Source organism: Streptomyces sp. RLA123, from assembly GCF_056270165.1.
Genome location: NZ_JBWDOR010000003.1, coordinates 7,298,516 through 7,321,115, shown reverse-complemented (window position 1 = coordinate 7,321,115; position 22,600 = coordinate 7,298,516). Strand labels below are relative to the sequence as shown.

Sequence of the window (22,600 nt, the reverse complement as noted above, 5' to 3'; positions counted from 1 at the left end):
GCCTGCGACACGCCGTCCTCACCAGCGCCGACGTAGGCTGGCAGAGCCCGCCCGGCCGGTGTGCGGCCTTCGGACCGCATGACGGCGCCGGCTGGGCGAGCTCAGGGAGGGCGGCCTGCCCCGCGCAGATCAGCCGCGGTCGGCGGTCCCGCCCCCGGCCGGCGCCGCGGTGTGCTGGACGCCGCCGGGGCGGGCGGGACGCCGCGTGTCGTCGGCGCTCTTCCGCGCGGCCTCGGCGACGGCCTCGGGCGTGATCCCGAACTCCTGGTAGATCCGCTTGTAGTCGGCCGAGGCCCCGAAGTGCTCCAGGCTCACGATCCGCCCCGCGTCGCCCACGACCTCACGCCAGCCCTGGCCGACCGCGGCCTCGACGCTCACCCGCGCCCGGACGGCCGGCGGCAAAACCTCGTCCTGGTACGCCCGGTCCTGGGCGGAGAACCACTCCCTGCACGGCATCGACACCACCCGCACGGTGCGGCCCTCGGCGGCCAGCAGTCCGCACGCCTCCAGCGCGATCTGCACCTCGGAGCCGGTGGCCACCAGGATGATCTCCGGTTCCGGTCCCGGTCCCCGTTCGGCCAGGACGTAGCCGCCCCTGGCGGCGCCGCGTGCCGGGGCGAATCCCCCGCCGGAACCGCGGTCCAGGACGGGGAGGTTCTGCCGCGTGAGGATCAGGGCCGCCGGCCGGTCCTTGTGCTCCAGGACGGTGCGCCAGCACACGGCCGTCTCGTTGGCGTCGGCGGGCCGCACCACGTCGAGGCCGGGGATGGCGCGCAGCGCGGCCAGGTGCTCGACGGGCTGGTGCGTGGGACCGTCCTCGCCCAGGCCGATGGAGTCGTGGGTCCACACGTAGATCGTGGGCAGCTTCATCAGGGCGGCCAGCCGCACGGCCGGGCGCATGTAGTCGCTGAAGGTCAGGAAGGTGCCGCCGTAGGGGCGGGTGAGGCTCTGCAGGGCGATGCCGTTGAGGATCGCGCCCATGGCGTGCTCGCGGATGCCGAAGTGCAGGGTGCGGCCGTAGGGGCCGCCCTTCCACATATCGGTCTGGTGCTCGGGAGGCAGGAACGAGGGCTCCCCCTCCATCGTGGTGTTGTTGCTCCCGGCGAGGTCGGCCGAACCTCCCCACAGCTCGGGCAGCACCCCGGCGAGCGCGGTGAGCACCTTCCCGGACGCCTTGCGGGTCGCCATGCCCTTCTCGTCGGCCGGGAACTCCGGGATCGCGTCGGCCCACCCCTTCGGGAACTCCTCGGCCCGCAGCCTGCCCAGCAGGCGGTCGTTGTCCGGGTTGGCCGCGCGCCAGGCCTCGAAGCGCTCCTCCCACCGCGCGTGCTCCTCGCGGCCGCGCTCGCGGACCGCCCGGGCCCGCTCCAGGACGGCGTCCTCGACCACGAAGTCCCGGACGGGGTCGAAGCCCAGGACCTTCTTGGTGGCCGCGACCTCCTCGTCGCCCAGGGCGGAGCCGTGTGCCTTGCCCGAGTTCTGCTTGGTGGGCGCCGGCCAGCCGATGACGGTGCGCAGCACGATCAGTGACGGGCGCCCTGTCTCCTGCTGCGCCGCGCCGACGGCCGCGAGCAGCGCGTCGACATCCTCGACGTATGCGACGTCCTCGCCGGTCCGGATCCAGTCGACGGTCTGGACATGCCATCCGTACGCGGCGTAGCGGGCGGCCACGTCCTCGCTGAAGGAGACGTTGGTGTCGTCCTCGATGGAGATCCGGTTGGAGTCGTAGAAGACCACGAGGTTGCCGAGCCGCTGATGGCCGGCGAGCGAACTGGCCTCGGAGGTGACGCCCTCCATGATGTCGCCGTCCGAGGCGATCACGTACACGTGGTGATCGAACGGGCTGGTGCCGGGGGCCGCGTCGGGGTCCAGCAGCCCGCGCTCGCGGCGGGCGCCCATCGCCATGCCGACGGCGCTGGCCAGGCCCTGGCCCAGGGGGCCGGTGGTGATCTCCACGCCCCGGGTGTGCCGGTGCTCCGGGTGGCCGGGGGTCGCCGAGCCCCAGGTCCGGTACGCCTCCAGGTCGGAGAGCTCGAGCCCGTAGCCGGACAGGTACAGCTGGATGTAGAGGGTCAGGCTGGAGTGCCCGCACGACAGCACGAACCGGTCCCGGCCGAGCCACTGGTCGTCGGCGGGGTCGTGGCGCATGATCCGCTGGAAGAGCAGATAGGCCAGCGGGGCCAGGCTCATGGCCGTGCCGGGGTGGCCGTTGCCCACCTTCTGCACCGCGTCCGCGGCGAGCACCCGGATCGTGTCGACCGCCCGTACGTCCGTCGCGTCCCACCCCGCCTCTGCCGCCACCGGGGCGGGCAGGTCCCGGTCCCGCTCGAAGACCGTTCCCTCGGACTGCCGGCTGGTCATACCATCACTCCCTCGCTCACTGACGGACCCGCGCGGGCGGCGCTGCGCACCGCCGCCACCTGGACGACGCGTACCCCCGCATCGCGGCCGAAACGTCGGCTCCCTCCATATGACGTGAGGATCACTGCTCGCGCGACCGCGTGTTCCCACTGGCACCGGTCTGCGGGCGGGCGGCCGCGGGCGCACACTGGGGGTCGCGAGCAGCCGGACAGCGCCGGACGAGATCCCCGGAGGGGCATGGACAGCACGGCCCACGACCCGTACATCCGTGTGCGCGGCGCCCGTGAGCACAACCTGCGGAACGTCGACGTGGACATCCCCCGCGACGTCCTGGCCGTCTTCACCGGGGTCTCCGGTTCCGGCAAGTCCTCGCTGGCCTTCGGCACGATCTACGCGGAGGCGCAGCGGCGCTACTTCGAGTCGGTCGCCCCGTACGCCCGGCGGCTGATCCACCAGGTGGGCGCCCCGGCGGTCGACGACATCCTGGGGCTGCCGCCGGCCGTCGCACTGGAGCAGCGGCGCGGCTCGGCGACCTCGCGCTCCTATGTCGGCACCGTGACCACGCTGTCGAACACGCTGCGGATGCTCTTCTCCCGCGCGGGCCGCTATCCCGAGGGCGCGCCGGAGGTGGACTCCGACGCCTTCTCCCCCAACACCGCGGCAGGTGCCTGCCCGGTCTGCCACGGCCTGGGCCGCGTGCACCGGGCCACCGAGGAACTGATGGTGCCGGACCCGTCGCTGAGCATCCGGGAGGGCGCGATCGCCGCCTGGCCGGGCGCCTGGCACGGCAAGAACCTGCTGGACGTGACGCGCACCCTGGGCCACGACGTCGACCGGCCCTGGCGCGACCTGCCGCGCGCGGACCGGGACTGGCTCCTGTTCACCGACGAGCAGCCCGTGGTGACGGTGCATCCGGTGCGCGAGGCGGGCCGTATCCAGCGTCCGTACCAGGGCACCTTCCAGAGCGCCCGGCGGTACGTGATGCACACGTTCGCCGACTCCAGGAGCCAGACGCTGCGGGCCCGCGCGGAACGCTTCCTGGAGAGTTCGGTGTGCCCGGCCTGCGGGGGCAGCCGGCTGCGCCCCGAGTCGCTGGCCGTCACCTTCGCCGGACGGACCATCGCCGAGCTCAACGCCCTGCCGCTGGCGGGCCTCGCCGAGGCGCTGCGGCCCGCGGCACGCGGCCGGGTGGACGACCTTCCCGAAGGTCCCGGGCGGCAGATCGCCACGACCCTGTGCGCCGATCTCGTGGCCCGCGTGGAGGTGATCACGGAACTCGGCCTGGGCTATCTGAGCCTGGACCGGACGACCCCCACGCTGTCTCCCGGCGAACTGCAACGACTGCGCCTCGCCACGCAGTTGAGATCGGGCCTGTTCGGTGTCGTGTACGTCCTGGACGAACCGTCGGCCGGTCTGCACCCGGTGGACACCGAAGCCCTGCTGACGGTGCTGGTGCGGCTGCGCGAGGCGGGGAACACCGTGTACGTCGTCGAGCACGACATGGACGTGGTGCGCCGCGCGGACTGGATCGTCGACGTCGGGCCGCTGGCCGGCGAGCACGGCGGCCGGGTCCTGCACAGCGGACCGGTGGAGACTCTGGCGTCCGTCGAGGAGTCCGCGACCCGCCGTTTCCTGTTCGCGGACGGCCCCGACGCGGCGGCCGGGCGCACGCCGCGCGAGCCCGCGGCGTGGCTGCGCCTGGACGGCGTCACCCGGCACAATCTGCGCGGTCTGGACGTGGCGCTGCCCCTGGGGGTGTTCACGGCGATCACGGGGGTGTCGGGGTCGGGCAAATCGACGCTGGTCGGCGTGCTCGGCGCGGTCCTGACCGAGCACCTGGGCCCGGGCGGAGGCGCCGCGGAGGACAAGGGCGACGATGACGACGAGGCGGAGGGCGCTCCCGCCGATCCCGTCACCGGCGTCACGGCCCACGGCATGGAGGCGGTGGACCGCCTGGTGCAGGTCGACCAGAAGCCGATCGGCCGCACCCCGCGCTCCAACCTGGCCACCTACACGGGGCTGTTCGACGCCGTGCGCAAGCTCTTCGTGGGCACCGAGGACGCGCGGCGGCGCGGCTGGAGGGCGGGCCGCTTCTCGTTCAACGTCGCCGGCGGGCGCTGCGAGACCTGCCAGGGCGAGGGCTTCGTCGCCGTGGAACTGCTCTTCCTGCCCGGCACGTACGCGCCCTGCCCGGTCTGCCACGGGGACCGCTACAACCAGGAGACGCTGGAGGTCCGCTACCGGGGGCGGAACGTCGCCGAGGTCCTGGGCATGACCGTCGACACGGCGGCGGAGTTCTTCGCCGACGTCCCCCCGGTGGCGCGCAGCCTGCGCACCCTGCGCGAGGTCGGCCTGGGCTACCTGCGGCTGGGGCAGCCCGCGACCGAGCTGTCGGGTGGCGAGGCGCAGCGCATCAAGCTCGCCTCGGAGTTGCAGCGCGGCCGCCGCGGTCACACCGTCTACCTGCTGGACGAGCCCACGACGGGGCTGCACCCCGCCGATGTGGAGCTGCTGATGCGGCAGTTGCACGGACTCGTCGACGCGGGCCACTCCGTGTTCGTGGTCGAGCACGAGATGGGTGTGGTCGCGGGCGCCGACTGGGTGGTCGACCTGGGCCCCGGTGGCGGTGCCGCGGGCGGCCGCGTCGTCGCCGCAGGACGGCCGGCGGAGGTGGCGAAGGCGGCCGGGAGCCGGACGGCGGCGTACCTGGCGCGCCGGATCACGGGCTGAGGCGCACGGGGCGGCGGGGTCTGTGGACGGCGTTGCGCGGCACCGTGTCGCATACCTGCACATGATCCGACATGGCACAGAATGTCCCGGTGTCCCGCGGGCGACCCCGACGTCCGCCGACCCCCTTGGAGGACCGGCATGGGTACCACCGTCGCGGACATCATGGTCACCACCCTGGCGGCCTCCGGGGTGCGGCGCGTCTACGGCCTGCCGGGGGACTCCCTCAACGGGTTCACCGACGCACTGCGCCGCAACAGCTCCGTCGACTGGGCGCACGTGCGCCACGAGGAGGCCGCCGCCTTCGCCGCCGCGGGCGAGGCGGGCGTCACCGGCCGGCTCGCGGTGGCCGCCGGAAGCTGCGGACCGGGCAATCTGCACCTGATCAACGGCCTGTTCGACGCGCAGCGCAGCCGCGTCCCGGTACTGGCGATCGCCGCACAGATCCCGCGCGCCGAGATCGGCGGCGGGTACTTCCAGGAGACCCACCCGCAGGATCTGTTCCGTGAGTGCAGCGTCTACTGCGAGATGGCCTCCACGCCCGAGCAGGTGCCCCGGCTGCTGCGCATCGCGATGCGCACCGCGCTGGAGCGCGAAGGCGTCGCGGTCCTCGTCGTCCCCGGTGAGCTCTTCCTCGCCGACGGCTCCCTGCCGGGAGCCCCGCGCCCGGTGATCGGCACGCACTCGCACGTACGCCCCGACGACGCGGCCCTGGGGCGCGCCGCCGAGGTGCTCAACGCGGCGGACCGGCCCGCGATCCTGGGAGGCGCCGGCTGCCGGGACGCCCACGACGAGGCGGTCGCGCTGGCCGACGCGCTCAAGGCGCCCATGGTGCACTCGCTGCGCGGCAAGGAGTACCTGGAGTACGGCAACCCCTACAACGTCGGGCTGACCGGCCTCATCGGCTACAGCTCCGGCTACCGCGCGATGGAGCACTGCGACGCGCTGCTCATGCTCGGCACCGACTTCCCGTACCGGCAGTTCTACCCGGGCGCCGGCGTGCCGGTCGTCCAGGTCGACGTGCGCGGGGAGCACATCGGGCGGCGCACCGAGGTGGACGTGCCTCTCGTCGGCACCGTCAAGGACACCGCCGCCGCCCTGCTGCCACTGCTCCGGCCCAGGAGCGACCGCTCCTTCGCGGACCGGATGACCGGCCACTACCGCGACGTACGCGCCCACCTCGGCCACCTCGCCGAGGGCGGTTCGGCGGACGGGCCCATGCATCCGCAGCACGTCGCGGCCGCCGTGGACCGGATCGCGGGCCATGACACGGTCTTCACGGCGGACGTCGGCACCCCCACGGTCTGGGCGGCCCGCTACCTGACGATGAACGGGCAGCGCCGGCTCGTCGGCTCGTTCAACCACGGCTCCATGGCCAACGCCCTCCCGCACGCGATCGGCATCCAGGCGTCCCACCCCGGCCGCCAGGTCGTCGCCTTCTGCGGGGACGGCGGTCTGACGATGCTCCTCGGCGAGCTGATCACCCTGCGCCAACTGGACCTGCCGGTCAAGGCCGTCGTCTTCAACAACAGCGCCCTCGCCTTCGTGGAACTGGAGATGAAGGCCGCCGGCATCGTCAACTACGGCACCGGGCTCGCCGACGCCGACCTCGCCGGCATCGCCCGCGCGGCCGGCCTCTTCGGTGCCCGCGTCGACCGCGCCGACCAGCTCGGCGACGCCCTGGCCGCGGCCTTCGCGCACGACGGACCCGCTGTGATCGACGCGCGGACGGCCCGCCACGAGCTGTCCATGCCGCCCAAGATCACCCTCGAGCAGCTCAAGGGGTTCACCCTCTTCGCCACCCGCACGATCCTGTCCGGCCGCGCCGACGAGATCGTGGAGCTCGCCAGGACCAACCTCCGCGAACTGAGGATCGGCTAGAGACGGGCCCGAGGGCGAAGAGGCCTCCACCGGCACCGGCGCGTTCACCGGCGGCGGGGAGGAGGCGGTCGTGGGCGCGCCGGCGTGCGCCGCCGCCTACCTCACGGCGTCACGCAGGGCCGTCCCCTCCATCGTCGCGGGCTACCGCGCCTCGGCCGGGATCGACGTCGCGCACGAAAGGGCCGACCGCGAGGCCGGCCACGGACTGGAGAGGCCGGTGACCGTGTTCCAGCAGGACTGGGGCGCCGCCCTCGGCTTCGACGCCGCCGCGCTGTGGGCCGCGTCAGCAGCCGATCTGCGTCATCTGACGGTTGGCTGCGGCCACTTCATGGCCGAGGAGGCCTCGGGAGAGGTCGTGAAGGCGCTCCGCGAGTTACTGGCCCGGCGACCGCGCGTGACGGCGTGGGGACCGGCCATGACCGGCCATGGCCGCCCGCGCCCGGGGCCGTCGGTCAGTGGGCGTGGATCGAGTCCCAGGCGAAGTTCTGCCCGAACCCGGTGCCCGAACCACCCGTGTACACCTGGTCCGTGGCGGAGTAGGTCGCCTTCACGTCCGCGGTGCTGTTGTACTGCGTCCTGGTCAGCGCGGAGCCCCAAGTGCTCCATATCACCCACGGGCTGCGGGTCAGGGCGTTCGAACCCCCCGCCGTGATCGGCACGTTGTACGTCTCCGCGAGCATCCGCGGCTTCGCGTAGCGGGCCAGCCCCTTGTGGTACACGTTCGTGAGGTCCGAGTCGGCAAAGCGGTAGTCGTCGACGGCGACGATGTCGACGAGGGCGTCACCGGGGTAGTGGTCCCACGGCACGTCGCTCCCCCTCGGGTTCCAGGCGTTCGGCGCCCAGACGAAGATCAGATGGTGCAGGCCCCTCGTCCTCACCAGGTAGTCGTACGTGATCCGCCACAGCTTCCGGTAGGAGGCCGGGGTCCGCCCTCCCCACCAGGACCAGCCGCTGTTCATCTCGTGGTACGGCCGCAGCAGTACGGGAACGTCCCATGCGGCGAAGTACGAGAGCGCGGCCGCGAGGAAGCCCAGGTCGGCGAGGAGCGCCCGGTACTCCGGGGTGTCCGACTCCCAGTCGACCACGCGGTCGAACCATGCCTGGTCGGTGGTGAGCGTGGCCACCGGATAGGACACGTCACCGCCAGGGTGCCGCCCCTCGGCCTGGGTGAGGACGCTGCTCCAGGACTTCCGCGGGGAACCGGGGTACGGCTGGTGGAAGCTCATGCCCACGATCCCGGAAGCCGCGCCGCCGTTGGTGAGGGTCGCGGTACCCCCGTCGTGCCGGGCCACGGCCCCGTCCGGGTTGTAGGTCCCGTCCGCCGGGCGTGGCAGACCCTTCCACACACCGAAGGCGAGGTCGACGGCGTCGTCCGCGTACCGCCACTGCTGCCGTCCCGTCGGCAGCCCCAGTGGCCGGTTGTAGGAACGGTCCCCGTATGTCCCCCAGCCGGTCGCGCCGTACCCGGGCCCGAGGTCGATCTCGACGAAGCCGGAGAGCTTGCCCGTGAGGTCCCGCGCCTTTTTGTAGTAGTAACCGGAGAACGTCGTGCCGCCCGTGTCCCCGTAGCTCGCGTTGTAGAGCTCCTGCTGGGTCTCGATGTGCTGCCCGATGATCGTCATCGGGTGGGTCCCGGAGCGCGCGGCGTTCTCCAGCGACACCAGGTGGTCGTACACCGACCGCGCGTTCGTCGACGCGGCCCGGTCCCGGGCCGTCAGCGTGGGTGCGATGACCGGCTCGGCGGGGCGCAGCACTCCCGGGACGACGGACGCGGCGGCTGTCGCGCCGAGGGCGGCCACGAACGTACGTCTGCGCAAGATTCAACCTCGGATAAGGGACGGATCTTCACCAGCCTACGCCCGGGGGGTGCCGGGCCGCCCCGGCCCTCCGCCCGGCCGTCAGCGCGCCCACGTCGATGCCGGGTCCGAGCGCCGTTCGCCGCGCAGGAGGGCGATGAACACGTCGGCGAACGCCGGCATCGGGCCGATGCCGAGATCACCCGTGAACACCGGCCCCTCACCGCCGGTGCCGGTGCCGTTCACGACGTCCCCGGGGATCGCGGGCGTCCAGCCCAGCAGCCGTTCCCGAGCGCGTCGCGACAGGGCGAGCACGATGGGCACGCGGTCGGCGCCGCTGTCCAAGTGCCGGTCCAGGGACGCGGATACACAGCCCGTGCATCCGGCGACGACCTGGATCTGCCAGTCCTGGCGCGCCTCCTCCCGTCACGCGGCGCGCCCCGGGAACTCCCCGGCCTCCCGCGCCGGCAGGTACAGCCACACCTATGCCCTGGGAGTCCCGGGCCCGGAAGCCGCGGCCGCGGAACTGCGTGTGCGAACTCCCCGTCCGCGCAGGGAGACACGGGGCCGGACGCCCCGTCCCGGCCACCCCCTCGCGGCCCAAGTCCGCGCTCTTTCATGGGGGTTCGACGGGCGTAAACCTGTTCGACGCCGTTGTGCGGGTGGGAAAGATCACCACGCAAGGGCTGCCCCCTGCGCCGGGGTTTCGCGCCAGGATGCGGTGCCTCCCCACCGGGTGGTCTCGACATGCCGGAGGGGCTACCGGCCCCCCCTGGAGAACCGCAAGGAACGCACCTTGAGATCATCACCGAGACGCTGGAGCGTGCTCGCCGTCGCCGGCGCCGCCGTTCTGTCGCTGGCACACCCCGCCACCGCGTCCCCTGATACCCCCGCCACCACGGCCCAGAACAACGTGCCGCCCGGCACCCACTCCGTCACGCTGATCACCGGCGACGTGGTCACGACCCGTCAGGCTTCCGGCAGGGGCGGCACGGTCGACGTGCGCTCCGCGGCGGGCGGTCCCGCCGAGGCGCACGTCATGGAGTCCGGTGGCGACCTGTACGTCTTCCCCGAGGCCGCGCTGCCCTACGTGGCGGCCGGCACGCTCGACCGCCGCCTGTTCAACGTCAGCGAACTGGTCGCCGACGGGTACGACGACGCCCACCGCGACCGGCTGCCGCTGATCGTCTCGTACACCACGCCCACCGCGGGCCTGCGCGCCACCGCGCCCACCGGCGCGGCCCGCGTCAGGGACCTCAGCAGCGTGCAGGGTGCCGCCCTGACCGAGGACCGCGATCGCTCGGCCGACTTCTGGAAGGCCGTCACCGCGGCGCCCGCGAACGGTGCGAGGTCGGCGGCCAAGAGCGGTGGGCCGGCCTTCGGCGCCGGCATCGCCCGTATCTGGCTGGACGGCGTCGTGAAGGCGGACCTCGCCGACACCACCGCCCAGATCGGCGCACCCACCGCGTGGGCGGGCGGGAACACCGGGCAGGGCGTGGACGTCGCCGTCCTGGACACCGGCATCGACGCCGAACACCCCGACTTCGGCGGGCGCATAGCCGCCACCGACAGCTTCGTCCCCGATGAGTCCGTCACCGACCGCAACGGCCACGGAACGCACGTGGCGTCCACCATCGCCGGCACCGGAGCGGCCTCGGGCGGCAAGGAGCGGGGTGTCGCCCCCGGGGCGTCGCTCCACATCGGCAAGGTGCTGTCCGACTCGGGCCAGGGCCAGGACTCCTGGGTGCTGGCCGGGATGGAGTGGGCCGCGGTCGACCAGCACGCCGACGTCGTCAGCATGAGCCTGGGCAGCGACACCCCGTCGGACGGCACGGACCCGATGAGTGAGGCGGTGAACCGCCTGAGCGCCCGGACCGGCGCCCTGTTCGTCATCGCCGCCGGCAACTCCGGCGCGCCCGACACGATCAGCGCGCCCGGCGCGGCGGACGCCGCGTTGACCGTGGGCGCGGTGGACTCCTCCGACGCCCTCGCGTGGTTCTCCAGCCAGGGCCCGCGGGTCGGCGACGGCGGCCTCAAGCCGGAGATCACCGCCCCCGGCGTGGACGTGCTCGCCGCACGTTCGCAGTACGCCACCGAGGGCGAGGGCAGCTACCAGACGCTGAGCGGTACCTCGATGGCCACCCCGCACGTCGCCGGAGCCGCGGCCCTGCTCGCCGCCGCGCGGCCCGGTCTCACCGGCGCCCAGCTCAAGGACCTCCTGGTCAGCAGCTCGAAGCAGACCCCGCAGTACGACGCCTTCCAGGCCGGCAGCGGCCGGGTCGACGTGCCCGCCGCGCTGCGTGCGGGCGTCTTCGCCTCGGCGACCGCGTTCGCCGGCCAGGTGGCGCAGGGCGGCACCGGCGCGGTGCAGCGCCCGGTGACGTACACCAACACCGGTGGCTCCGCCGTCACGCTCGGCCTTTCGGTGCAGGCCCCGAACGCCCCGGCGGGCCTGTTCCGGCTCTCGGCCTCTCAGGTCGTCGTCCCGGCACACGGCACCGCAGAGGTGACGCTCACCATCGACGCGTCCAAGGCCTCGGGCAACGGCCACTGGACGGGTCAGATCCTGGCGGCCGACGCTTCCGGAGCCGTCGCCGCGCACACCGCGGTGTCCCTCGGCGACGCGGCGCACAAGCTGACCGTGGTCCTCAAGGACGGTCATGGAAACCCGATGTCCGGCGTCGTCGAACTGCTCAGGTCCGGTGAGTTCGGCCCCGAGTTCTGGATCGTCGACGAGTCCGGCGTGCTGACGACCTACCTGCCCGACGACGTGTACTCGGTGCTGTCGTTCAAGGCCGTGGAAGGCGTGCACGGCCCGCACTCGATGGGCATGGCACTGCTGGGCGACCCCGAGGTCGTCATGGACCACGACACCACGGTGACGATGGACGCGCGCAAGCTCCGCCGCGTCGACATGACGACTCCGCGGTCGACCGAGACGACATACCAGCGCCTGGAGTACAACCGCTCGATGGGCGGCGGCACTTGGCGCGACTACATGGAGACCCAGACCAGCTACGACAGCCTCTGGGCCCAGCCGACCACCCACGACGTCAAGCACGGCGACTTCTGGCTCGGCGCCCGCTGGCGCAAGGAGCAGCCGGTGCTCGCCGTCTCCACCGCCGCCGGCGCCTTCACCGACGTCCTGCGGCAGGACGGGGTCACCCCGCTGGCCAAGGGGCACTACCGGCTCCCGCTGGTCGCGGCGGGGAACGGCGCGGCCGCCGACTGGGCGAGGATCGACGCGCGCGGCAAGGCGGTGGTCGTACGCCGTGACGACGCCGTCGGCGACGCCGAGCAGGCGGCGGCCGCGACGAAGGCCGGTGCCAGGCTGCTGCTCGTCGTCAACAACGAACCCGGCCGCCGGCTCCGCAGCTACAGCCCCGACTGGCAGACGCCCGCAGGCCTCGACGTGGCGCTGCTGAGCACGGACGAGGGCGAGCGGCTGCTGCGCCAGGCGTCCGGGCGAGGCGCCGTGCTCACGGTGGACTCCCAGCCCAACAGCCCCTATGTGTACGACCTGATGTGGACGTGGCACAACCGCGTCCCGGCCGACCTGGTCGTCAAGGGTTCCTCGAAGAACCTGGCCCGCGTCGACGTCGCCTTCGACAGTCCCGACCCGTCGCCGGGCGGCGGCGAGTGGCGCTACGACTGGCCCGAGTACTCGAACTGGGGCATCGGCCTGACCATGCGGGAGGACATGACCAGCCACCGCGTGGACTGGGTCTCCACCGGCAGCGGCAACTCCTGGGGCCAGGAGGCGTACGTCGACGGCCTGATCTACGAGATCGAGCCGCGCACCACCTACCGGCCCGGCAGCTCGCACACGCAGGAGTGGTTCAAACCCGTCGAGCGGCCGCACCTGAACGACAACTACAAACTGCCCACTCGCAGCGGGAGCCGGCTCAACCTCGACGTGCCCGCGTGGGGCGGCTCCGATCACGTCGGCATGTCGATGGACTACGACCGCATGCGGCAGTCCCTCACCCTCTACCAGGGCAGCACCCGCCTGGCGGTGGGCTCGTACACCACGGTCGCGGCCGACGCCCCGGGCACCGGCCGGCTGCCGTACCGCCTGGTGCTGGACGGCAGCCGGGACGCCTCGGTGAGCCCGTACTCCGCCACCACGCACACCGAGTGGGGCTTCGACTCCGCCGCCCCCGCCGGGGACGAGTCCGCCGTCCTGCCGCTGATCCAGCTCGACTACGCGATCGCCACGGACCCCGACGGCCGGGCCGCCCGGCACGCCGAGGTCGCCGTCTCCGCCGCGCACCTGCCAGGTGCGGCGGGCGCGGGAACCATCGCCCCCGTCACCGTGGAGTTCTCCTACGACGACGGGCGCACATGGCGGAAGGCGGACCGTGCCCATGACGGCCGCTACGCGGTGGCGCCGCCGAAGCACGCCGGCTTCGTCTCACTGCGGGCCACCGCCCGCGACTCGGCCGGCAACACCGTCACCCAGTCGGTGATCCGCGCCTTCGGTCTGCGCTGACGGCCTCGCCCGTACGGGCGTCCGAACGCCAAGTCGCCTGTATTCAGGCGTACTTGGTCGACGCCCGTACGGCGGCCGACCCCGAGCGGTACCGTGACGGCGGGTCGGCAGATGCGCGCTCCCCCGTCCGTATCTGCCGGCCCGCCTTGCGCTGTCACCTGCGCGCGGAACGCACTCCTCGCGGCGAATCCGCACGCCGTGCCCGGGCCCGGCGGCCTCGTCTACGCGACAGTCGCGGGGACCCATCGGCTCCAGGCGGGAATGTCCTCCCTCGCCTCGAGCCAGGCGGCCGGGAGACCCGAGGTTCCGGTGCGGGCCGCGACGACGCCCCCGGCGATGGCACACGTGGTGTCGCGGTCGCCCCACCCGGCGACCGTCTGCCACAGCGCCTCGGGCAGGTCGTCCAGGTGTCCCGCGGCGGCCCACAGGGCGAACGGCACCGTGTCCGGCCCCGACATCCGCATGCCCGAGCCCAGCACGGACGCCGCGTGGCGGACCGACGTGTGCTCGGGGAAGTACGCGGCCACCAGCAGGCCGGAGCGCACATCGCTGTCGGGCAGATGCGAGGCGACCTCCCGCAGGAACTCGGCGCGCGGCGGGGCCCCTTGATCGTCCCCCGCGGCCGCCAGCGCGGCGGCCACCGCCACGGCCACGGCACCGGCCACCGCCTCGGGGTGGGCGTGCGTGGTCAGCGCGGACAGCCGGGCCTGCCGGCCGGCCGCCGCCAGGTCGTCCCGGAACCACGCACCCAGGGGGGCGACCCGCATCGCGGCACCGTTGCCGTAGGAGCCCTGCCCGCCGAACTGCGCCGTGGTGACGGCCCTGAAGTCCTCGCCCTCGCCGATCCGCCGCAGCACCCCGTGCATGGACCCGCCGTACTTGCGTGCCGGATCCCGCTCGTACTCGGCGGCGAACTCCCGCGCCAGGTCGTCCGGCCGGACCTCACCATGGGCCGTCAGGTGCGCGAACAGCACGAAAGCGGTGGCGGAGTCGTCCGTCCACAGCCACGGCTCCGGACGCAGGTCCCGCGCGGCCCACTCCTCCTCGGGGGACTCGTCTGAGCGCGTGAACCAGCTGTCGCCGAAGGCGTCGCCCATCACCAGACCGTCCAGACTGGCGCGAGCATGCCGCGAACCGCGCATCACAAAAACCCTTCGAACGACTGCCGGACCACGGCATTCTCACCGAGGGCCGCCCGCAGACGCCAACGGATTCCCGGGGCTCCGCCGCCGCCCGGCGGGTCGGGACCGGATGTCCTCGCCGGTGACGCACGCGACGCGGGCGCGCCCGTGTGAACCCCTCCGGACCATGTGATGGGTGCCGTGGTCACCACGCGTTCCGCGACACGCTTCTTGCCCGACGGCAGCCGCGTCATCCTGGTGGGAAGCATCGCCCACCGCATTCCCACGCCCGGCGTCGCCGAATACGCGGCGAGCAACGCGGCGATCGACCAGCTCGCCCGCGGCTGGGCGCGCGATTTCGGCCCGCGCGGCATCACCGTCAATGTCGTACAGCCCGGGGCGATGGAAGGGGGCTCGCGACAGGCGGCGGACGCCACTTGGGGGGACCTGTCATGGACAGCGGCGAGCCCTCAGCCACCATCGCCCTGCGCGCTACGACGTGCACCCCCGGTGGCCGGTCCGGGTGATCGCGCGGCCGGGACCGTCGCCGCCGGCTGTGTCCCCCGTTCGGCCCATGCGCCACGTACCCCGTCATCGGTACAGCGAAGGCGGAGGGCCCCTTCGCCCCCGGGTGCGCACGCCCCGCGAGCCGTCCGCGCGGGCTCCCCGGCAGGTCACCACCCTCGATGCCCACCCTCGCCGCTGCCGCACCACATCACCCGCCGGGGCAGTGACGGGCGCGGCGAACCCGGCGGGCACCCGACGCCGTTCCAGGTCCGGGGCCTTCCCCCTCCGACCGGTCACCGTCCGCGACGCCACAGCCGGGAACGCGGCGCCGGGGCCGTTGACGTCAGCCGGACGGCCGACAGCCGCGGGTGACGCATGGACCAAACGGGGGATACACGGGCATATAACGGTATGTCACAAGAAGCGGTTTTCATCCCGTAATGGTTTGCTGCCCATGACAGCGGACCGGCCCTGACCCACGTCCGCTCCGCTGCCGCGTTTTCCCTCTCCCACACATCTCCCAAGGAGGAGTTTGATGTCGGTCTACACCCCCCAGCAGTTCGGGCAGCAGCAGCCGTACGCCCAGCAGTTCGGCCAGCAGCAGCCGTGGGCGTCCCAGCAGGGCCAGGGCCAGCAGGCCTGGGGCCAGCAGCACGGGGCGTTCCAGCAGTACGGCCAGTACGGCAACGGGCAGGGTCAGCAGCAGCTGCCGCTCCTGGTGACGGAGGTGGCGCTTCGTTCCGCCGCCACCGCCGTGTCCGCGGTCGTCGAGCAGCTGCGCATCGACCCGCAGATCGCGATGGGTATCCAGGCCCAGGGCCAGATCCCCCCGCACGCCTGGAGCGCCGTCGTGACCGAGTGTGCCCGCCGGGTCGCCCCCGTCGTGCACGCCGTTCTTGCGCAGAACTGCCAGGGCCAGCAGGGCCAGTACGGCCAGTTCGGCCAGCAGGGCCAGCAGGGCCAGCAGGGCCAGTACGGCCAGTTCGGCCAGGGCAACCAGGCCGCGTACGGCCAGCAGCACTACGGCCAGCCGCAGTACGGCTACGCGCAGATGTCCCCCATGGGCATCTGATCGGCTTCCCGGCCGGGCGGGGACACTCGGTGTTCCCGCCCGGCCGGGGCCGTCACCACGGCTCGGCGCGTCCGGCACCGGACCGCACGGCCGGTTGTTGAGGGTGGACATGCAGGAGCGACAAGGGTGAAGGCGGAGTGATGAGCGAGCAGCACGGCAACGGCGCCGCGGCGAAGGGGACCGGCGGCTCGAGGAACGGCGGCCGCAAGACGGGCCCCGCGCCCGAGACCGGCGGCCCGCGGGAGCCGCAGACCAGCGGGCAGACGAACGCCCGGCAGGAGCAGGACCAGGACCAGAACCGGGGCACCGGACAGCCGTTCCGGCAGACCCCTGGGCGTGACAGCACCCGGCAGACCCGCAGTGGCTGGGGGCGCTACCTCGTCGCGCCGAAGCCCGTCTCCTGGCTGCCCGGCGGTGTGCCGCCGATCGAGGCGTCAGCCCTGTTCGAGCTGCTGGAGGAGGACCCGGACGTCGAGCCGCTGCGCCAGGTGCGGCCGTCGCGGGCCCGCGGGCTCGGGGCCATCGCGGGCCCGCTGCCGATGTGTCCCGCGGTCGCGGTCGTCGCCATGCCCCACGAGCGGGCCCAGGCACTGGCCGCCAACCCGCAGATCGTGGTGGAGGCCGACCAGCCGCTGTCGTACCCGTCCGCCCCGGCCCCCGCGGCCCTCGCGGCACCGGCCGCCGACCCGGCGATCGGCGTCACGCTGGACGAGCCCCAGCAGTTGATCGTGCGCGTCACCGGCAGCGACGGCCAGTCCGTCGGCGGCGCCGAGGTCTGGGCCACGGGCCAGAGCATGACCTCGTACGCGGTCACCGGTGCCGACGGGCGCGCGCGGCTGACGCTGCCCGCCGACACCCCCGCCACGCTTCGCTCCCTGTTCGTCCGCCCGGCCGGCGGCTACTGGCCGACGCGCACCGGACGCCCGCAACTGCTGGAGGACGCCGCGCAGTCCACCGAGCTGGCGGTCGAGGTCGTGGCGCTGGCGGACACCTTCGAGGGTTTCCCCGACCAGCCGCTGATCGGCTGGGGCACCCAGGCGATGCGCCTGCACCAGATCCCGCCGACGTACCGCGGGCACGGCGTCCGCATCGCCCTGCTGGACTCCGGCATCGACGCCAACCACCCCGACCTGAAGGACACCGTCTCGCACGGTGCCGACTTCACCCCGGGCGCCGAGGACGGCGGGTGGCAGTCCGACGCGACCGGGCACGGCACGCGCTGCGCCGGGGTCGTGGCCGCGGCGGACAACCGCTCCGGTATGACGGGCATCGCGGCCGACGCCGAACTGCACGCCCTCAAGCTGTTCCCGGGCGGCCGGGTCAGCGACCTGCTCGACGCGATCGACCGCTGCGTCACCCACGACATCGACCTGGCGCAGATCAACCTGTCGTTCGGTCAGCCCTCGCAGCTCGTGGCGTGGAAGCTGCTGGACGCCCACGCGGCCGGCATCGCCGTCGTCGCGCCCGCTGGCGACACCAACGCGGCGATCTCGCCGCTGGCGGCCCTGCCCACCGTGCTCGCGGTCGGCGCGCTGGCGCACACCGGCACCTACCCGCCCGGCAGCCCCGTGGCCGCGGTCCAGCCGCCGTGGCCCGGCCCCTTTCCGGCCCCCTTCACTCCGGTCGGGCCGGGGGTCGACCTGATCGCCCCCGGCGCGGCGATCGTCACGACGGTGCCGGGCAACGGCTACTCCGTCGCGGACGGCACCGCGCTGGCCGCCGCCCACCTCACCGGTCTGGCGGCGCTGCTGCTCGCCCACCACGACCAGCTGCGCAGCTCCCCGCACCCCCGGACCGCGGAACGCGCCGACCACCTCATGGCGCTGCTCCGCACGGCCAGCAGGCCCGTGCCGGGCACGGACGCCATGCGCCAGGGCGCCGGTCTCCCCGACGCCCCGATCGCCCTCGGCCTGCCGACGGTGCCCCCGGTCTACGACGGGCAGGAGTACATGCCGTCCGGGCCGGCCTCGCAGAACTGACGCCGGCCGACTCGACGGACGTCGATCGACCGACACCGCCCGGCCGCGCCGGGGCGGGGGCCGCGTGCCCTCCGCCCCGGCGCTGTCCGTTGCGCCCCAAGAGCCGCTCCACGCCACCCCGGTTGAGCCGCCGGGGGTGCCGAGCGGGCACGATCAGGCGGCGCAGGGCGCGTGCCGACCTCGCACGCCGTGGCCATCGCCGGCCACGTGGAATATTCCTCCTGCATGTGCACAGGCCGGGTGTACGAACGGACGGCGTGGGCAAGGACAGAGGATGCCTGCACGTGAAGCTGTCGCCGCGCTGCTCAAGCGCGGCAGGGACCCCGTCGTCACGCTGACGCTGCGCGCCACCGTGGCGGCGACCATCTCCTATGTCATCGCGCTCCGCGTCAGCACCGAGGCCGCGCCGCTCACCGCGCCCCTCACCGCGCTGCTCGTCGTCCAGGTCACCCTCTACTCGACGATCACCACCGGGATCCGGCGCGTGAACTCCGTCGTGGTGGGGGTGCTGCTGGCCGTCGGATTCAGCGCGCTGGTGGGTCTGACCTGGTGGAGCCTCGGCCTCATCGTCCTCGCGGCCCTGGTGGTCGGCCAGTTCGTACGGGTCGACGAGTTCGTCAACGAGGTGGCGATCAGCGCCATGCTGGTCCTCGGGGTGACCCAACTGGCGCACCAGGCCTGGGACCGGGTGCTGGAGACGCTGATCGGGGCGGGGGTGGGCCTGCTGCTCAACTTCCTGTTCGCCCCGCCGGTGTGGGTCGGCAGCGCAGGCGAGTCCATCGAGGACCTGGCCCGCCGGATGCGGCACCTGCTGCTGCGTGTCTCGGAGGAACTGGACGTGCCCACCGCCGTGGAGCACGCCGAGGCCCGGCTGCACGAGGCACGCCGACTGGACCAGGATGTCTCCGGGGTCGACATCGCGCTGCGCCGGGCCGAGGACAGCCTGCGTCTCAACCCAAGGGTCAAGGAGGGGCTGCTGTCCCGCGTAGTGCTGCGGACCGGGCTGGACACCCTGGAGATCTGCGTGGTCGTGCTGCGCGTCCTGACGCGGTCGCTGACGGACCTGGCCAGACGGCGGGGCAAGGACGAGCCGCTGTTCGCCCGCGACGTGGCGGTGGTCATGGAGCAGCTCTTCGCCCACCTCGGCGGTGCGCTGGTGAGCTTCGCGGTCCTGGTGACCACACAGGTGAGCCGGAACGCCGAGGAGGCCGAGGAGCGGCTGGCGGCCGAACTCAGCGCCGCCCGCGCGAGCCGCGACAACGTCGCCCAGCTGCTGCTGGACCGGGTGCGCGAGCATCCGCACGCCTGGCAGTTGCACGGGGCCGTCCTGGCGGAGGTCGACCGCATCCTGGACGAGCTGACCCCGGAACACCGCTCCCAGCGCCTGATGGAGGAGCTGGACCGGGCCACGCTCGAACGCCGTCAGCGGTTCGCCGCGCTGTCGCGCATCCGTGACGTCCTGCGGGGCGGGGCGGGCGGCCCGCGGCCGGCCCCGCGCGGCGGGGGGCTGCTCCTGCGCCGGTTGCAGCGGGGGGTGTGGCCGCGCGAATGAGGCGGATGCCCGCCGGGCCGCGGGGGAAGGCCGTGCGACAGGTGACGGCGGGGCACACCTTATAAATTGGAGGAGTGAGCCTGCCAGGCACGGACAACGGCCGGAGGACGGCGCCGGCGGCGGACATCGACTATGCGGCGCTGTTCGCGGCAACACCGAGCCCCTACCTGGTCCTGGACCCAGGCCTCATGATCGTCGGCGTCAATCAGGCCTACCTGGAGGCGACCGGGCGGACCCGCGACGGCCTGATCGGCCAGTACCTCTTCGACGCGTTCCCCGACAATCCCGCCGATCCCCAGGCGGACGGAGTGCGCAACCTCAGCGCCTCGCTGGAGCGGGTCCTGGCCTTCCGCACGTCCGACACCATGGCGCCGCAGAAGTACGACATCCCCGTGGTGTCACGGCCCGGCGTGTTCGAGGAGCGCTGGTGGAGCCCGATCAACACCCCGGTCCTCGCGCCGGACGGCAGGGTGTCCTGGATCATCCACCGCGTGGAGGACGTGACCGCGTTCGTGCAGGCCCGCCGCCACCGCCACACGCCGGAGGGCGGGCGTCGGAGCGCCCGGGAGCAGGTGATGGAGGCCGAGCTCTACGCGCGCGCCCGCGAACTGCAACTGCTCAACGAGGAGCTGCGCCAGGCGCACGCCCGGGAACGCCAGGTCGCGCTGACACTGCAGGACGCCATGCTCCACTCCCCCGACCTCGCCCAGCACGAGGACGTCGCCGTGCGCTACCTTCCGGCCGCGGGCTCGCTGAACGTGTGCGGGGACTGGTACGACGTGGTCGACCTGCCCGACGACCGCTTCGCCGTCGCGGTCGGGGACGTCGTCGGCCACGGGCTGCAGGCGGCGAGCGTCATGGGCATGCTGCGCAGCGCCCTCAGCGCGGCGATGCGTACCGTCCCCGAACCGGCGCAGGCCCTGGAGATCCTCGGGCAGTACGCCCGCAGCGTCGAGGGTGCCCTGGCCACCACCTCCGTGAGCGTGCTGATCACGCGGACGCGCCGGAGGATCACCTACAGCAGCGCCGGTCATCCGCCGCCGGTCCTGCTACGGGCCGATGGGAGCTTCGTCCTCCTCGACCAGGCCACCGACCCGCCCCTCGGGGCCCGGCCGGCCCATGCGGCACGGCCGCAGGCGAGCGTGACGTACACGCCGGGCGATGTGCTCGTGCTCTACACCGACGGGCTCATCGAGCGCCGCGGCGAGGACATCGACGTCGGTCTGGCCCGCCTGACCGGCGCCCTCGCCGAGGAGGCCCACCTCGGTGCGGAACCCCTCGCGGACACGGTGCTCCGCCGCCTCGGCCTCAGCCACGGCGGCGCCGACGACATCGCCCTGATCACCGTGCGGCTGTGACGGCGCGGACGGGGGCGGGCCGGGCCGTACGGCGGTGGGCTCCGCTGTCGCCGGGATCCCGGCGTTTGCGTTCAAGCGCTTGAGGTCTGTGACGCTGTCCGTATGACGACTTTCGGCATCCAGGACGCGTCCCGGCGCAGCGGGCTGAGTGAGCCCACGCTGCGGTACTACGAGGACGTCGGGCTGGTCGGCCCGATCGTCCGGGACCGGCACAACGGTCACCGGCGTTATCGCCCCGAGGACCTTGACGTGCTCGAGGCGCTGGCCTGTCTGCGCGCGGTCGGCGTGGGCATCGAGGACATGCGCACGTACCAGGCCAATCGGGCGCGCGGCCGGGCCGCGGCGGGTGAGCAGCGTGATCTGCTGCTCCGCCACGCCGAGCGCATCGAGGCGGAGATCGCCGCCCAGCACTCACGGCTCGAATACCTGCGCGAGAAGGCGGCGCTGTGGGACACGCGGGACCGCGGCGACATCGCCGCGGAGGCCGAGACGACGCAGCGTGTGGTGGACGCCGCAGGGCGGCTGGGGGTGCTTCGATGAGCCGGGTTCTGGTCACGGGCGGGTCCGGCTATCTGGGGACGTGGATCATCGCGGCGCTGCTCCGGGCCGGACGCCCCGTGCGGGCCGCGGTGCGCTCGGCGGCCCGCGAGACCGACCTGCGCGCGGCAGTGCGCCGGGGTGGGGCCGACGACGCCGGCTTGGAGATCGTCGCCGTGGACCTGACGGCCGACGACGGGTGGCCCGAGGCGGTGGCCGGCTGCGAGGAGATCCATCACGTCGCCTCGCCGTTTCCCGCCGTCCAGCCCGAGGATCCCGACGAATTGATCGTCCCCGCCCGCGACGGCACGCTGCGGCTGCTGCGGGCCGCGCGGGCCGCGGGCGCTCGGCGCACCGTTCTGACCTCGTCGTTCGCGGCGATCGGCTACACCCCCAAGCCGGGTTCCGAGTTCACGGAAGAGGACTGGACCGATCCCGGCACCCCGGGACTCGCGCCCTATCCGCGTTCCAAGGCGATCGCCGAACGCGCCGCGTGGGACCTGATGGAACGCGACGGCGGAGACACCGAACTGACCGTGGTCAACCCGACGTTCATCCTCGGGCCCACGCTCACGACCGATCTGCGCTCCTCGCTGCAACTGATCAAGGCGATGCTCGACGGAACAATGGGCATCGCTCCCCGCGCCCGCTTCGGTGTCGTCGACGTACGCGACGTCGCCGACCTGCACATCCGGGCGATGGCTGCCCCCGAGGCCGCGGGCAAACGATTCCTTGCCGTCGCCGACGGCCCGACGCTGAGTTTCCTCGAGGTGGCCGAGGTCCTGCGCCGGCGGCTCGGCGCTTCGGCGGCTCGCGTGCCCACGCAGGAGGCGCCGGGGGACGATCTTCCGCGGCCGGTCATCCACAACGACCGGGCCCGCAGGGAACTCGGATGGCGTCCACGTCCCACCAGCACAACGATCGTGGAGTCGGCCGAGAGCCTGCACGACCTCGGTCTCCTGGGAACCGAGCGCTAGCGGGTTCCTCACACGATCCGCCCCATGGCCCATGACGCGCTCACGGGCGATGGCCGGCGCGGCGCTCGCGACCGGATGCGCCTGGTGATCGTGACCCGTGCGCGCCCGCCAACCGCCGTATGACACGCGGGCAGTGGACAGGTGAAGGCCGGTGAGACCCACGGCTCACCTGCATTTTTCTGCCAGGGGATCTTTCGTGGCGTAGCGCGAGCAAGCACTGAGGTCGGGATAAAAGCTCGT

General features: G+C 73.2%; 14 protein-coding genes and 1 pseudogene. 11 read left to right on the top strand and 4 right to left on the bottom strand.

The window, feature by feature from the left end:
- Nucleotides 1-129: 129 nt before the first annotated feature.
- The gene (tkt, locus tag RV983_RS33710; protein WP_475989497.1) at nucleotides 130-2,361 is read right to left on the bottom strand and encodes a transketolase; all 2,232 of its coding nucleotides are present in this window, start codon (nucleotides 2,359-2,361) and stop codon (nucleotides 130-132) included.
- Nucleotides 2,362-2,598: 237 nt separating this feature from the next.
- Between tkt and RV983_RS33705 the strand changes: the two genes are divergently transcribed.
- The 3 genes and pseudogenes from RV983_RS33705 to RV983_RS33695 form a co-directional block, all read left to right on the top strand.
- On the top strand, nucleotides 2,599-5,091 hold the full coding sequence (locus RV983_RS33705; RefSeq protein WP_475989496.1) for an excinuclease ABC subunit UvrA: 2,493 nt from the start codon (nucleotides 2,599-2,601) through the stop codon (nucleotides 5,089-5,091).
- A 138-nt stretch (nucleotides 5,092-5,229) separates the two neighbouring features.
- Complete coding sequence (gene poxB / locus RV983_RS33700) at nucleotides 5,230-6,969, top strand: ubiquinone-dependent pyruvate dehydrogenase (RefSeq protein WP_475989495.1); 1,740 nt, start codon at nucleotides 5,230-5,232, stop codon at nucleotides 6,967-6,969.
- Between the two features lie 91 nt (nucleotides 6,970-7,060).
- Nucleotides 7,061-7,354: pseudogene (locus tag RV983_RS33695) on the top strand (alpha/beta hydrolase); the annotation flags it as partial.
- A 67-nt stretch (nucleotides 7,355-7,421) separates the two neighbouring features.
- Here the strand turns inward: RV983_RS33695 and RV983_RS33690 are convergent.
- Together RV983_RS33690 and RV983_RS33685 are read right to left on the bottom strand one after the other, a co-directional pair.
- Nucleotides 7,422-8,786, bottom strand: a complete 1,365-nt coding sequence (locus tag RV983_RS33690; RefSeq protein ID WP_475989494.1) for a glycoside hydrolase family 26 protein — start codon at nucleotides 8,784-8,786, stop codon at nucleotides 7,422-7,424.
- A gap of 81 nt (nucleotides 8,787-8,867) precedes the next feature.
- Nucleotides 8,868-9,110 (bottom strand): hypothetical protein, encoded by a 243-nt coding sequence (locus RV983_RS33685; RefSeq protein WP_475989493.1) that lies wholly within the window; start codon nucleotides 9,108-9,110, stop codon nucleotides 8,868-8,870.
- 451 nt (nucleotides 9,111-9,561) lie between these two features.
- Between RV983_RS33685 and RV983_RS33680 the strand changes: the two genes are divergently transcribed.
- On the top strand, nucleotides 9,562-13,257 hold the full coding sequence (locus tag RV983_RS33680; RefSeq protein ID WP_475989492.1) for a S8 family serine peptidase: 3,696 nt from the start codon (nucleotides 9,562-9,564) through the stop codon (nucleotides 13,255-13,257).
- Nucleotides 13,258-13,478: 221 nt separating this feature from the next.
- Here RV983_RS33680 and RV983_RS33675 read toward each other — a convergent pair whose 3' ends face one another.
- Nucleotides 13,479-14,399, bottom strand: coding sequence for an ADP-ribosylglycohydrolase family protein (locus tag RV983_RS33675; protein ID WP_475989491.1), 921 nt, complete (start codon nucleotides 14,397-14,399; stop codon nucleotides 13,479-13,481).
- A 171-nt stretch (nucleotides 14,400-14,570) separates the two neighbouring features.
- Here RV983_RS33675 and RV983_RS33670 point away from each other — a divergent pair, with 171 nt between their 5' ends.
- The 7 genes from RV983_RS33670 to RV983_RS33640 all read left to right on the top strand — a co-directional run bounded on the left by RV983_RS33670 (nucleotide 14,571) and on the right by RV983_RS33640 (nucleotide 22,360).
- Nucleotides 14,571-15,257, top strand: coding sequence for an SDR family oxidoreductase (locus tag RV983_RS33670; protein ID WP_475989490.1), 687 nt, complete (start codon nucleotides 14,571-14,573; stop codon nucleotides 15,255-15,257).
- A 163-nt stretch (nucleotides 15,258-15,420) separates the two neighbouring features.
- On the top strand, nucleotides 15,421-15,957 hold the full coding sequence (locus RV983_RS33665; protein WP_475989489.1) for a hypothetical protein: 537 nt from the start codon (nucleotides 15,421-15,423) through the stop codon (nucleotides 15,955-15,957).
- Between the two features lie 140 nt (nucleotides 15,958-16,097).
- Complete coding sequence (locus tag RV983_RS33660; protein ID WP_475989488.1) at nucleotides 16,098-17,936, top strand: S8 family serine peptidase; 1,839 nt, start codon at nucleotides 16,098-16,100, stop codon at nucleotides 17,934-17,936.
- Nucleotides 17,937-18,210: 274 nt separating this feature from the next.
- Entirely contained in the window at nucleotides 18,211-19,488 is a 1,278-nt protein-coding gene (locus tag RV983_RS33655; protein WP_475989487.1) for an FUSC family protein, read from the top strand.
- Nucleotides 19,489-19,562: 74 nt separating this feature from the next.
- Entirely contained in the window at nucleotides 19,563-20,846 is a 1,284-nt protein-coding gene (locus tag RV983_RS33650) for a PP2C family protein-serine/threonine phosphatase (RefSeq protein ID WP_475989486.1), read from the top strand.
- 102 nt (nucleotides 20,847-20,948) lie between these two features.
- Nucleotides 20,949-21,386: a MerR family transcriptional regulator gene (locus RV983_RS33645; RefSeq protein WP_475989485.1), complete on the top strand. Its 438-nt coding sequence runs from the start codon at nucleotides 20,949-20,951 to the stop codon at nucleotides 21,384-21,386.
- The gene (locus RV983_RS33640; RefSeq protein ID WP_475989484.1) at nucleotides 21,383-22,360 is read left to right on the top strand and encodes an NAD-dependent epimerase/dehydratase family protein; all 978 of its coding nucleotides are present in this window, start codon (nucleotides 21,383-21,385) and stop codon (nucleotides 22,358-22,360) included. The genes RV983_RS33645 and RV983_RS33640 overlap by 4 nt, the downstream gene beginning before the upstream one ends.
- Nucleotides 22,361-22,600: the final 240 nt, after the last annotated feature.

What these genes read in the sequence shown, in the direction of transcription:
- tkt (WP_475989497.1), bottom strand. Translation starts at nt 2,361, where the DNA reads ATGACCAGCCGGCAGTCCGAGGGAACGGTCTTCGAGCGGGACCGGGAC.
- RV983_RS33645 (WP_475989485.1), top strand. Translation starts at nt 20,949, where the DNA reads ATGACGACTTTCGGCATCCAGGACGCGTCCCGGCGCAGCGGGCTGAGT.
- poxB (WP_475989495.1), top strand. Translation starts at nt 5,230, where the DNA reads ATGGGTACCACCGTCGCGGACATCATGGTCACCACCCTGGCGGCCTCC.
- RV983_RS33665 (WP_475989489.1), top strand. Translation starts at nt 15,421, where the DNA reads ATGTCGGTCTACACCCCCCAGCAGTTCGGGCAGCAGCAGCCGTACGCC.
- RV983_RS33705 (WP_475989496.1), top strand. Translation starts at nt 2,599, where the DNA reads ATGGACAGCACGGCCCACGACCCGTACATCCGTGTGCGCGGCGCCCGT.
- RV983_RS33675 (WP_475989491.1), bottom strand. Translation starts at nt 14,399, where the DNA reads ATGCGCGGTTCGCGGCATGCTCGCGCCAGTCTGGACGGTCTGGTGATG.
- RV983_RS33640 (WP_475989484.1), top strand. Translation starts at nt 21,383, where the DNA reads ATGAGCCGGGTTCTGGTCACGGGCGGGTCCGGCTATCTGGGGACGTGG.
- RV983_RS33660 (WP_475989488.1), top strand. Translation starts at nt 16,098, where the DNA reads ATGAGCGAGCAGCACGGCAACGGCGCCGCGGCGAAGGGGACCGGCGGC.
- RV983_RS33670 (WP_475989490.1), top strand. Translation starts at nt 14,571, where the DNA reads ATGGGTGCCGTGGTCACCACGCGTTCCGCGACACGCTTCTTGCCCGAC.
- RV983_RS33655 (WP_475989487.1), top strand. Translation starts at nt 18,211, where the DNA reads ATGCCTGCACGTGAAGCTGTCGCCGCGCTGCTCAAGCGCGGCAGGGAC.